This is a genomic window from Orrella sp. JC864, assembly GCF_037026685.1.
Lineage (GTDB): Bacteria > Pseudomonadota > Gammaproteobacteria > Burkholderiales > Burkholderiaceae_B > Orrella.
In genome coordinates this window covers 22,469-33,769 of sequence record NZ_JBANET010000030.1, presented here as the reverse complement: position 1 = coordinate 33,769, position 11,301 = coordinate 22,469, and the positions used below count along the sequence as shown (strand labels likewise).

Genomic DNA, 11,301 nt, shown 5'->3' with positions numbered 1-11,301 from the left:
CACGCCGAACCAGCGGCACAGCTTGGTGATCGAGACGGTGATGCCGTCGGCTTGCAGTCCCTGGCGGATCGTCTCGATCACTTCTCGTCCTCGCCCAGCAGGGACTGCAATTTTTTTCTGGCTCGCAGCTCCAGCATCGCTTCGCCATAGGCCTCTTGCAGGTCCTTGAGCTGGCGTTCGTACTGTTCGCGCACGTCCTGCGGATTGGCGCGCAGGGCGTTCTCCATGCCACGCTTGCCATCGTCGACCCACTGCTCGACTTCCGAGGGCGACAGGTCGTACTGACGGCTCGCCTCGGCCACGGTGGTCTTGCCCTGAATGATGTCCAGCACCAGCGCGCTCTTGCGCTTGGCTGTCCAGCGTTTGATGTCCTCTTCCATCTTCATGCTCATCGTCAACTTCCTCGATTATGACGTGAGCAGGATTTCACTGGGTCAATACATGGCCACGCTAATGCCATTCTGCTACCTCTGGAATACATGGCGCAGCCTTCAAAGGCCCGACAAACGGGCGGATCAGAGAAGTGAACTGATATGGAAAAAGAGGTTCATCACCGATTTCCGGGGAAGGCTTTTCGCCTGACGTTTTCGGGATTGCGCAGGAGCAGCCAGCGCGAGGACTTGATGATCTTGCGTGCTACTCGGTTGCCGTGTAGGCGGGGATGATTCGCTCAGGAAGACATGCGGCCGAATTCGGCCAAAAGCAGCCAGTAAGAGAAAATGAAAGCGGACGCTTAGCGCATGCGCTGGCGCCTAAACCTTCTGTGCGATGCTTTCGACTAACTCTTCGAGAGTCGAACCAGCGATAGTATTTTCGTTACGCCAGTCAGCTCTCGCCCGCTTCTGAACGGAGTAACCCTCGTCACCACTGACGATCCTGTAGCTAGTCTTGGCAATAAGTGTTGGACAGCCTTCGATCACCTGCCAGTCGGGAACAGACGGACGAACCTCATGGATCTTGGCCATGAACGCTGAGGCGGTCTGAAAGCGTTGTGCTGCGTCAACGTGGCAGGCCTTGTTAATGATCCGGCGAATTGACTTTGGAACCCAGGGTGGTAAGGACGTGAGGTCTGTCGCTTTTCCCGCCGCGATCTTTGCCTTGATACAGCGGTCAATAAAGTCTCCCTTATCCGACGGCGTTGCGAGCGTCTCTAACTGAACGAGTTCCCGCCTGTTTAGCCACGCGAGGCCGTCGTATGAAAGCGTTCCACCGAGTAGCTGGTAGAGGACCAAACCGCATTGATAGATATCTCCGGGAATACCGTACGAGTTAGTGATTACTGTTTCCGGCGGTCGATAAGCTAGCGAATGGCTTGATGCAGGAATTGTTGAGGCTGCCTCGGGCAATCGCTTCACTGAGCCGAAATCGCCAATGACAACGGAACCACCTTCAGTCAAGTACAAGTTTGCGAGCTTAATGTCGCGATGGAGGAAACGACTCCCATGGAGATGGCTCAAACCCGAGAGGGTTTGATACGTGTACTCAAGCGCCGCCTTCAATCCCAGTGGGCTTGACTCCAGAACAAGGTCTAGATCGCCGCCAGTACAAGTGGGGGTCATGAAGTACGCCCACTTTGCATCGATGAGCCCCGCGTCCAGAATTTTGAGGACGTTCTGTGCGTCAATCTGGGCAAGTTGTCGGGGCTCAGCGTGGTACTCTGCTTTGCCACCCCAGTAGTAGTACTTGAGAGTGACGAGCGTACCCGTTACGCGGTTAGTGCCAAAGAAGACGTAGCCGTTTTCCGCCTTTGAGTCTTCGCGGTGAAACTCGATACTTTTGGAGAACTCTATCAGTGACGTCTTGATCTCAACGGGCGCGCTTGAGCCTTCGATATACAGCTTGGTCATACTTTTGGAAGGCGCTGAGCAAGCGCGGCGCAAGCGGTTCGGAATGCCTCAACTTGGTACTTGTTCAAGGTAGTAGGGATGACGAAATTGTGCCTTTTGTCCTGCGCGGCAATGGTTGGGGCTGAGATTAGCTGAACTGAGCAGTCCCGGTTGAGTTGGAAAACGCCTTCGATCTTGAAGGTTGTCGGCCCCCCGGCGAATTCCCCCTTCTTCCCGCGCTTCTTGAGCGCGACTTCGGTCAGCTTGTTGTCCCGAAGAAACCCGGCGATGAGGTCCGCAAACGAACGGACATTCTTCGCGTCGTCATCGTCGTTCAAGGCGATGCGCTTCGTTTCCGTCGGAATGTGCTTCCAATGACCATCAACAACCTCGACTACGGCGAAGATCGCTTCGCTGCCTTTGATTTCAACGCCGCAAAGGGGCATGGTGTCTCCTAGAGGTCGCAACGTAATGTATTAATCAAAACCTGCGCGATAAACTGGGCCGGGGGATACCTGGGCACGGCTTTCTCCTGGATGTGGATTGCCCCTGCGTTGGGAAACCCCGCCAGCCTCTGGTGAACAAACTATAGCAAATATGAGTTTCTAATTTTCACATTTAGAGTCGGAAGCAGAGGCATGGGCGGCTGGGGAAGAGGCGCTCAAACAGTCACCTTTGGGTCGTTCTGCAACCCCAACCACCACGCAGATCGGCGTAGAATCAAAGAAAAGGCCCTTCACTCGCAGGTGAAAGGCCTTTCGTTTTTGAACTGAGCCAGGGCGGCTTATCCGCGCTTGAACAGGCGCTCGTGCATCCATCCATCGTTGGTCAGGATGACAGCCGCCTTACCCTGTATATCTCCCTGAGTCTGTTCTGGAAAGTTCTTGTAATTGGCACGTATGCCTTCCGATTTGGCCCAGTCACCTGCACCTTCTACCTTGTAGCGGTAGTTCACCTGCGACAGCTTTACGCCCATCATGTCGCTGGGTTCAGTGAAGTTGTTCACCTCCACAACGGTGTACTTGCCGGTGCAGAAGGCATCTTGCCCAGCCATCGTATTGGCACCATTGGCGACGAGGAATTTCTTGCCGGTGTCAGTGATTTGGTACTCGGTGGCCGGCTCCATCTTGTTGCCAAACATGGCTTTGACTTCGGTGTCTCGCTTCGTCAGCAGCCCGGCATCGACCAACGCGTCGGCGCGCTTCTTGCTCTGGCCACCCAGCATGTCTTGATTCGCCAGGGTGAACGGCAAGCCCTTTGCAGGAATCGCAGCGCACAGGCCTTTCTGAGTGTCCAGGTATGCCTGTATGGCCTTGCTGAAGTTACTCTTGTTGGCGTCCTTGGCGCTGCCGCACGCGGCAAGGGTAAGAGCAAGGCTGCTGATGGCGACGATCTTGATAGCGGTATGCAAAACTAGCTTCCTCTGTAGGTTAAGACATTCGGTTATTCATTATGGCAACGCAATTGAGCGATTATGCGTTGTTCTCTGCATGGGGGTCGGCTTCAGTTCTGTTCTTAGAAGTGGACGACGCGCTCCGCGCAATGCGGTCCAGCTTCTGCACCAAGTCTTCGGCCCGAAGATGCGTATAGCGCTTGAGCATCTGCATCGACTTGTGGCCGCTGATGGCCGACACCTCCTGATCGCTCAAGCCGGCTTCCACAAACCGGCTGACCGCTTCGTGCCGCAGGTCGTGAAAGCGGAAGTCTTCAAGGCCCGCTGCTCGCTTGGCATCGGTCCACGCTTTGTCGAACAGGTAGGGGCGTCGTATGCCATCCCGGCCGGGTTCGCCGAAGAACACCAGTTCGGTTTCGGCTGGGCGCACGGGGTTGGCAAGGGCCTCGGTGAACACGCGCGTTGCCTCGGCAGTCAGAGGAACGGTGCGGGGAGAAGAGTTCTTGGTGTGCTCCAGCCGCACGACGCGCCGCTCGATGTCCACTTGCCGAATACGCAGCGTCGCAATCTCGGACAGCCGCATGCCGGTTTGAACGGCAATGCGGACGATCCATCCGAACATCGGGTTCGAGTGCTTATCGACGGCTTGTAGCAGGCGGGTCTGTTCTTCGGGAGTCAATCGCCGGTTGCGGCCCGAGCCTGGGGCAGGGCGGCGAATGTTGGACACGGGATTGAAGGGCAGGCCGATGCCCCATTCTTTGATCGCGACGGTGAACAGGTGGCCCAGCAGTGCCAGTTCCAAGCGTACCGTGTTGTTACTGCGAGGCCGTAGTTTGCCATGCTTGTCCGGGTCGCCGGCCAGTCGCGTGTCGCGAAACTGCGCCACGATCTCGGCGTTCAGGGCGGCCAGCGAGTACTTGCCAAGATGGCGGATGATGACCTGCGCCTTCTTGTGCTCGCCGGCTTGGGTCGAGGCCCGCTTGGTGGGCGTGACTTCCTTGAGGTAGCGGGTCAGTGCCGCTTCGACGGTCATGCGCTCGGCCGGCGCTCGCTGGATGTATACGCCGCGTACCATTTCGTCTTCGGTACGGCGCGCCCAGTCTTCGGCGTCCCGCTTGGTGCGGAACGTCTTGGCCGTGGCCGGCCAGCCTGTCTTGCGGATGAGGGCTTTCCAAGTGCCCGAGGAAGTCTTAACAATCGTAGCCATGCGTACTCCGGTATGAGGCTAGCGCCGCATCACTGTACCGAAACTGTACCTGACCACAATTTTAGGAAAATCCCCCGGTGCGGGGTTTGTACTGAGAAATCTTCTAACGGCTTGAATTGGCAGAAGATTTGGGGATGGTGCCCGGGGCCGGAATCGAACCGGCACGCCTTGCGGCGGGGGATTTTGAGTCCCCTGCGTCTACCAATTTCACCACCCGGGCAAGGGGGGCGCACAGCTTGCAGGCAAGCCGGCTGGCTCGCCGCCTGCGCGTGGCAATAGCGAAGTCAGCCATTATAGCGCCCTTGAAAATCCGGCGCGCGTCCCCATGTGGCCTCAATCGGCTGGCCGCCGGGCCGCCCTAGGGGGGCGGCTGCGGCGCCGCCAGGCCCCGGCGCCTGGGCGCCGGTCCGGATTCTTATGCAACCCCTTGTTTTTGCGGATAAAACCATGAGCGAACAAGCCACGTCATCCGAAACCCTGGGTTTCCAGGCAGAGGTCAAGCAACTGCTGCACCTCATGATCCACTCCCTGTACAGCAACAAGGAGATCTTCCTGCGCGAGCTGGTGTCCAACGCCTCGGACGCCTGCGACAAGCTGCGATTCGAGGCCATCGACAACCCGGCGCTGATGGAAGGCGATGCCGAGCTGCGCATCCGCATCGACTTCGACAAGGACGCGCGCACCATCACGCTGTCGGACAACGGCATCGGCCTGTCGCGCGACGAGGCGGTGGCCAACCTGGGCACCATCGCCCGTTCGGGCACGCGCGAGTTCTTCTCGCGCCTGACCGGCGACAAGCAGAAGGACGCGCAATTGATCGGCCAGTTCGGCGTGGGCTTTTATTCCTCCTTCATCGTGGCCGACAAGGTCACCGTGGTCAGCCGCCGCGCGGGGCTGCCGGCCGGCGAGGCGGTGCGCTGGGAGTCCGACGGCCAGGGCGAGTTCACCGTGGCCCAGGTCGAAAAGGCCGGCCGGGGCACCGACGTGATCCTGCACCTGCGCGAGGGCGAGGACGAGTTCCTGGACGGCTGGCGCCTGCGCAGCATCCTGCGCCGCTATTCGGACCACATCTCGCTGCCCATCCAGATGCGCAAGGAAGAGTGGGACAAGGACAAGTCCGAGCAGGTCAAGACCGAGGAGTGGGAAAGCGTCAACCAGGCCAACGCCCTGTGGGCGCGCAGCAAGTCGGAGATCAGCGACGAGCAGTACCGCGAGTTCTACAAGCACGTCTCGCACGACTACGACGACCCGATGGCCTGGACGCACAACCGGGTGGAGGGCCGCAGCGAATACACCCAGCTGCTGTTCATCCCCAAGCACGCGCCCATGGACCTGTGGGACCGCGACGCGCGCCGCGGCGTCAAGCTCTACGTGCGGCGCGTGTTCATCATGGACGATGCCGAGCAGCTGCTGCCCTCGTACCTGCGCTTCGTGCGCGGGGTGATCGATTCGGCCGACCTGCCGCTGAACGTCTCGCGCGAGATCCTGCAGGAAAGCCGCGACGTGCGCGCCATCCGCGAAGGCTCGGCCAAGCGCGTGCTGTCCATGCTGGAAGACCTGGCCGAGAACCGCAAGGAAGACTACGCGGCGTTCTGGACCGAGTTCGGCCAGGTGCTCAAGGAGGGCACGGGCGAGGATCCGGGCAACCTGGAGCGCATCGCCAAGCTGCTGCGCTTTGCGTCCACGACCACCGAGGGTGGGGCGCAGACCGTGTCGCTGGCCGACTACGTGGCGCGCATGAAGGAAGGCCAGGACAAGATCTATTACGTGACGGCCGACAGCGTCACGGCCGCGTCCAACAGCCCGCACCTGGAGATCTTCCGCAAGAAGGGCATCGAGGTGCTGCTGCTGACCGACCGGGTGGACGAGTGGATGCTGTCCTACTTGCGCGAGTTCGACGGCAAGCCGCTGGCCTCGGTGGCCAAGGGCGGGCTGGACCTGGAGAAGCTGGCCGACGAAGAGGAAAAGAAGCGCCAGTCGGAAGTGGCCGAGCAGTTCAAGCCGCTGGTCGAGCGCCTGCAATCGGCGCTGTCCGAGCAGGTCAAGGAAGTGCGCGTGACGCTGCGCCTGGTCGATTCGCCGGCCTGCGTGGTGGTGGGCGAGCACGAGCTGAGCCCGCACCTGCTGCGCATGCTCAAGGCCGCCGGGCAGGAAGCCCCGGACGTCAAGCCGGTGCTGGAGATCAACCCCGAGCACGCGCTGGTCAAGCGCGTGCAGGAGGCGCCCGAGGCCGAGTTCGGCGACTGGGCGCAGCTGCTGCTGGACCAGGCCAAGCTGGCCGAGGGCGCGCAGCTGGCCGATCCGGCCGCTTTCGTCAAGCGGCTGAACAGCCTGCTGCTCAAGGGCTGAGGGCCGCGCGGGCGGGCGCGCCGCTGCCTTGGGGCACCGGCGTGGCCAGCTCGCGCCGCTCGAACCAGCCGTGCAGGTTGCGCAGGAACAGCTCGGCCATGGCCTGGCGCGTCTCGTGCGTGCCGCTGGCGATGTGCGGCAGCAGCACCACCTGCTCCATTTCCATCAAGGCGGCGGGCACTTGCGGCTCGTGCTCGAACACGTCCAGGCCCGCGCCGGCGATCGTGCCTTGTTGCAGGGCCTGCACCAGCGCGGCCTCGTCCACCACGCTGCCGCGCGCCACGTTGACCAGCCGCCCCTGCGGTCCCAGCGCCTGCAGCACGCCCGCATCGACCAGGTGCCGCGTGCCCGCGCCGCCGGGCACCGCCACCACCAGCCAGTCGCTGTCCTGCGCCAGGCTGGCCGCGTCGGGCCGATAGCCGTAGTGCGCCGGGGCATCCGGGCGCGGCTGGCGGTTGGCGTACAGCACCTGCATGCCGAAGGCCTCGGCGCGGCGCGCGATCTGCAGGCCGATGTTGCCCAGCCCCAGGATGCCGCAGCGCTTGCCGGCCAGGCTGGCGCCCAGGCCGAAGCCTTCGCTGGGCCAGCGTCCGGCGCGCACGAAGCGGTCGGCCTCGCACACGCGCCGCGAGACGGCCAGCAGCAGCGCCAGGGCGGTATCGGCCACGCAGGCATCCAGCACGCCCGGGGTGTTGCTGACCGCCACGCCGCGCTCGTGCGCGGCCTGCACGTCGATGGGGTCGTAGCCCACGCCGTAGCTGATGATGGCTTCCAGGGCGGGCAGGCTTTCGATCAGCGCGCGGTCGGCGCCGTGGCGGCCGCTGGTGGCGATGGCGCGGATGCGCGGGCCGTGCTCGCGCAGGTAGGCGGGCACGTCGTCCACCGTCCAGCCCTGGTGCACGCGGTAGCGCTGCGCGATGGCCTCGGACAGCGCGGGCGCCAGCGGCCCGGGCATCCATAGTTCGGCGATCTGGCTCATTCGACGCTGGCCCCCGATTTCTTCACCACCTCGGCCCAGCGCGGAATCTCCGAGGCCATCAGCTCGCGCAAGGCCTGCGGCGAGCTGCCCACCAGTTCCATGCCCATGGTCTTGCCCAGGCGCTCCTGCACGTCGGGCTCCTTGACGATCTCGCCGATCTCGCGGGCCAGGCGCTCCAGGATGGCCGGCGGCGTGCCCTTGGGCGCATAGACGGCCTGCCACGACGCCATCTCGAAGCCGGAGACGCCGGCCTCCTGCATGGTCGGGGTGTCGGGCGCCAGGGCGATGCGGTGCGGCGTGGTCACGGCCAGCAGCTTGAGCTTGCCTTGCTGCAGCAGGGGCAGGGCGGCGGTCATCTGGTCGAACATGAAGGTGACCGCGCCGGAGGACACGTCCACCATGGCCGGCGGCGTGCCCTTGTAGGGCACGTGCGTCAGCGGCACGCCGATGGTGTCGGCGAACAGCGCGCCGGCCAGGTGGGTGGAGGTGCCCGCCCCGGACGAGGCATAGGTGCGCTTGGCCGGGTCCTTGCGGAGCAGTTCGATCAGGTCCGCCACCGAATCCACGCCCAGGTTGGGATCGACCAGCAGCACGTTGGGCAAGGTGGCGATCAGCGAGACGGGCTCGAAATCGGCCACCGGGTCGTAGCGCAGGTTCTTGTACAGGCTGGCGTTGATGGCGTGGGTGCTGATGGTGCCGCCAAACAGCGTGTAGCCGTCGGGCGGGGCCTTGGCCACGTAGCTGGCGCCGATGCCGCCGGCCGCGCCGGGCCGGTTCTCCACCACCACGCTCTGGCCCAGGCGCTCGCCCAGCTTCTGCGCCAGCACGCGGCCGACCACGTCGGTCGAGCCGCCCACCGTGAAAGGCACGACGTAGGTGATGGGTTTGCGCGCGGGCCAGTCATCGGCCGCCAGCGCCGGCGCCAGTGCGCAGGCGCCGGCCAGCAAGCCGGCAAGCAGGCGGGCCAGGCCGCCGAAAATCCGTGTTGTGTTCATTGTGTCTCCTTGCCCCATGCGGGCTCGTGAATGCGGCGGCCTCAGCGTCCCTGCTGCTGGCGCCATGCCTCGAAGCGTTGCCGGATGGCCGGGTCGGTGGGCGGGTACAGGCCCACGATGCTGGCGCCGGCCTGCACCTGCTCGGTGACGAAGTCCTCGAATACGGTCATCTGTTCGGCCTCGCGCGCGATCTCCTCGGCCATCGCCGCCGGGATCACCACCACGGCCTCGGCATCGCCGACCATGATGTCGCCGGGAAACACCGCCACGTCGCCGCAGGCGATCGGCAGGCCGATGTCCACGGCCTGGTGCAGGCACAGGTTGGTGGGGGCCGAAGGCCGCTGGTGATAGGCGGGGATCGCCAGGCGGGCGATCTCGGGCGAGTCGCGAAAGCCGCCGTCGGTGACCACGCCGGCCACGCCCCGGCGCATCAGCCGGGTGACCAGGATGGAGCCGGCCGAGGCGGCGCGCGGGTCCTTGCGGCTGTCCATGACGAGCACGGCGCCGGGCGGGCATTGCTCGACGGCCTTGCGCTGCGGGTGCTCGGGGTTCTCGAACACCTGGATGGGGTTCAGGTCCTCGCGGGCCGGGATGTAGCGCAGCGTATAGGCCGGCCCGACCATGTTGGGCAAACCCGGCTGCAGCGGGTGCACGTTCTGCAGGCACTGGTTGCGCAGGCCGCGCTTGAACAGGGCGGTGGCCAGGGTGGCGGTGGAGACGTGCGATAGCGCCTGGCGCGCCTGGGGGGACAGCGTGGTCATGCGGATCCTTGTTCAGAAAATGTCGGGCTCGCCCACGGGCGGGCCGAAGTCGGTGGTCAGGAAATCGAAGTCGGCGCCGCTGTCGGCCTGGGCCACGTGGCGCGCGAACATCCAGCCGTAGCCGCGCCCGGCCTTGGGCGCGGGCGGGCTCCAGGCGGCGCGGCGGCGCGCCAGCTCGTCCTCGTCCACCAGCATGTCCAGGCGCCGGGCCGGCAGGTCCAGGCGCACGATGTCGCCGGTGCGCAGCAGCGCCAGCGGGCCGCCCACGTGCGATTCGGGCGCCACGTGCAGCACGCAGGCGCCGTAGCTGGTGCCGCTCATGCGCGCATCGGAAATGCGCAGCATGTCGCGATGGCCCTGCTTGAGCAGGGCGCGCGGGATGGGCAGCATGCCCCACTCGGGCATGCCCGGCCCGCCTTGCGGCCCGGCGCCGCGCAGCACCAGCACGTGCTCGGGCGTGATCGGCAGGTTTTCGTCCTCGACCGCGGCCTTGAGCTCGGGGTAGCTGTCGAACACCAGCGCCGGCCCCTGGTGGCGATGAAAGCGCGGGTCGCAGGCGGCCGGCTTGATGACCGCGCCGTCCGGCGCCAGGTTGCCGCGCAGCACCGCCAGCGAGCCTTCGTGATAGACCGGGTTGTCCAGCGAGCGGATCACGTCGTCGTTGTAGCAGCGCGCGCCCTGCAAGGTCTCGCCCAGCGTGCGGCCGGCGACCGTCAGCGCCGAGAGGTCCAGCTTGCCGGCCATCTTGCTCATCAGCGCGCGCAGCCCGCCGGCGTAGTAGAAGTCCTCCATCAGGTAGGTCGTGCCGGTGGGCCGGATGTTGGCCAGCACCGGCACGTGGCGGCTGGCCGCGTCCAGTTCGTCCAGGGTCAGCGGCACGCCGGCGCGCCGCGCCATCGCCACCAGGTGCACCACGGCGTTGGTCGAACAGCCGGTGGCCATGGCCACGGCCACGGCGTTGCGCACGGCGGCGGCCGTGACGATGCGCGAGGGCCGCAGGTCTTCCCAGACCATCTCGACGATGCGCCGGCCCGTGGCCGAGGACATGCGGATGTGGTTGGCGTCGGCGGCCGGGATGGAGCTGGCCCCGGGCAGCGTCAGGCCCATGGCCTCGGCGATGGCCGTCATGGTGCTGGCCGTGCCCATGGTCATGCAGTGCCCGTAGGAGCGGGCGATGCCGCCCTCGAGCTCTATCCATTCCTGGGCGCTGAGCTTGCCGGCGCGCCGCTCGTCCCAGTATTTCCAGGCGTCCGAGCCCGAGCCCAGGTATTGGCCGCGGTAGTTGCCGCGCAGCATCGGGCCGGCCGGCAGGTAGATCATGGGCAGGCCCATGCTTAGCGCGCCCATGACCAGGCCGGGGGTGGTCTTGTCGCAGCCGCCCATCAGCACCGCGCCGTCGACCGGGTGAGAGCGCAGCAGCTCCTCGGCCTCCATCGCCAGCATGTTGCGGTAAAGCATGGTGGTGGGCTTGACGTAGCTTTCGGACAGCGAGAGCGCCGGCAGCTCCAGCGGGAAGCCGCCGGCCTGCAGGATGCCGCGCTTGACGTCCTCGACGCGCTGCTTGAAATGCGCGTGGCAGGGATTGGCGTCGGACCAGGTGTTCAGGATGGCGATGACCGGCTTGCCGGTCCATTCCTCCGGCGCGTAGCCCATCTGCATGGTGCGCGAACGGTGGCCGGAGCTGCGCAGGTCATCGGGCGCGAACCAGCGCGCGCTGCGCAGGTCCTGGGGGGTGATACGTCGGGTAGCGGTCATGCGGAAAGGGCCCCGTGCGGGGCGCAAGGTGAGGAA

10 protein-coding genes and 1 tRNA gene are annotated in these 11,301 nt (G+C 64.7%); 1 reads left to right on the top strand and 10 read right to left on the bottom strand.

The genetic code is table 11. The annotated features are described in order from the left end of the window. Nucleotides 1-77: 77 nt before the first annotated feature. The 6 genes from V8Z80_RS19610 to V8Z80_RS19585 all read right to left on the bottom strand — a co-directional run bounded on the left by V8Z80_RS19610 (nt 78) and on the right by V8Z80_RS19585 (nt 4,646). A complete protein-coding gene (locus V8Z80_RS19610; protein ID WP_155192804.1) occupies nt 78-392 on the bottom strand; it encodes a DUF1153 domain-containing protein in 315 nt (104 codons plus the stop codon). Nucleotides 393-752: 360 nt separating this feature from the next. Then, nucleotides 753-1,847, bottom strand: a complete 1,095-nt coding sequence (locus V8Z80_RS19605; RefSeq protein WP_336063184.1) for a serine/threonine protein kinase — start codon at nt 1,845-1,847, stop codon at nt 753-755. Next, a complete protein-coding gene (locus tag V8Z80_RS19600) occupies nt 1,844-2,272 on the bottom strand; it encodes a DUF3010 family protein (protein ID WP_070541143.1) in 429 nt (142 codons plus the stop codon). Before V8Z80_RS19600 ends, V8Z80_RS19605 begins: the two co-directional genes overlap by 4 nt. 338 nt (nt 2,273-2,610) lie before the next feature. Beyond that, a complete protein-coding gene (locus tag V8Z80_RS19595) occupies nt 2,611-3,237 on the bottom strand; it encodes a hypothetical protein (protein ID WP_336063183.1) in 627 nt (208 codons plus the stop codon). Between the two features lie 61 nt (nt 3,238-3,298). Then, nucleotides 3,299-4,426 (bottom strand): site-specific integrase, encoded by a 1,128-nt coding sequence (locus V8Z80_RS19590; RefSeq protein WP_336063182.1) that lies wholly within the window; start codon nt 4,424-4,426, stop codon nt 3,299-3,301. 135 nt (nt 4,427-4,561) lie between these two features. After that, nucleotides 4,562-4,646, bottom strand: a tRNA-Leu gene (locus V8Z80_RS19585). A gap of 227 nt (nt 4,647-4,873) precedes the next feature. Between V8Z80_RS19585 and htpG the strand changes: the two genes are divergently transcribed. After that, nucleotides 4,874-6,775, top strand: a complete 1,902-nt coding sequence (gene htpG, locus V8Z80_RS19580; RefSeq protein WP_336063181.1) for a molecular chaperone HtpG — start codon at nt 4,874-4,876, stop codon at nt 6,773-6,775. Here htpG and V8Z80_RS19575 read toward each other — a convergent pair. From V8Z80_RS19575 to araD, 4 genes are read right to left on the bottom strand one after another with little or no spacing between them, the layout of a single operon-like run. Further along, nucleotides 6,765-7,754 (bottom strand): 2-hydroxyacid dehydrogenase, encoded by a 990-nt coding sequence (locus V8Z80_RS19575; protein WP_336063180.1) that lies wholly within the window; start codon nt 7,752-7,754, stop codon nt 6,765-6,767. The genes htpG and V8Z80_RS19575 overlap by 11 nt on opposite strands. After that, the gene (locus tag V8Z80_RS19570; protein ID WP_336063179.1) at nt 7,751-8,749 is read right to left on the bottom strand and encodes a Bug family tripartite tricarboxylate transporter substrate binding protein; all 999 of its coding nucleotides are present in this window, start codon (nt 8,747-8,749) and stop codon (nt 7,751-7,753) included. Before V8Z80_RS19570 ends, V8Z80_RS19575 begins: the two co-directional genes overlap by 4 nt. 41 nt (nt 8,750-8,790) lie before the next feature. Further along, complete coding sequence (locus V8Z80_RS19565) at nt 8,791-9,510, bottom strand: ribonuclease activity regulator RraA (protein WP_442952007.1); 720 nt, start codon at nt 9,508-9,510, stop codon at nt 8,791-8,793. Nucleotides 9,511-9,522: 12 nt separating this feature from the next. Beyond that, the gene (gene araD / locus V8Z80_RS19560) at nt 9,523-11,265 is read right to left on the bottom strand and encodes an L-arabinonate dehydratase (protein ID WP_336063178.1); all 1,743 of its coding nucleotides are present in this window, start codon (nt 11,263-11,265) and stop codon (nt 9,523-9,525) included. Nucleotides 11,266-11,301: the final 36 nt, after the last annotated feature.

What these genes read in the sequence shown, in the direction of transcription:
- V8Z80_RS19610 (WP_155192804.1), bottom strand. Translation starts at nt 392, where the DNA reads ATGAGCATGAAGATGGAAGAGGACATCAAACGCTGGACAGCCAAGCGC.
- V8Z80_RS19605 (WP_336063184.1), bottom strand. Translation starts at nt 1,847, where the DNA reads ATGACCAAGCTGTATATCGAAGGCTCAAGCGCGCCCGTTGAGATCAAG.
- V8Z80_RS19600 (WP_070541143.1), bottom strand. Translation starts at nt 2,272, where the DNA reads ATGCCCCTTTGCGGCGTTGAAATCAAAGGCAGCGAAGCGATCTTCGCC.
- V8Z80_RS19590 (WP_336063182.1), bottom strand. Translation starts at nt 4,426, where the DNA reads ATGGCTACGATTGTTAAGACTTCCTCGGGCACTTGGAAAGCCCTCATC.
- htpG (WP_336063181.1), top strand. Translation starts at nt 4,874, where the DNA reads ATGAGCGAACAAGCCACGTCATCCGAAACCCTGGGTTTCCAGGCAGAG.
- V8Z80_RS19575 (WP_336063180.1), bottom strand. Translation starts at nt 7,754, where the DNA reads ATGAGCCAGATCGCCGAACTATGGATGCCCGGGCCGCTGGCGCCCGCG.
- V8Z80_RS19570 (WP_336063179.1), bottom strand. Translation starts at nt 8,749, where the DNA reads ATGAACACAACACGGATTTTCGGCGGCCTGGCCCGCCTGCTTGCCGGC.
- V8Z80_RS19565 (WP_442952007.1), bottom strand. Translation starts at nt 9,510, where the DNA reads ATGACCACGCTGTCCCCCCAGGCGCGCCAGGCGCTATCGCACGTCTCC.
- araD (WP_336063178.1), bottom strand. Translation starts at nt 11,265, where the DNA reads ATGACCGCTACCCGACGTATCACCCCCCAGGACCTGCGCAGCGCGCGC.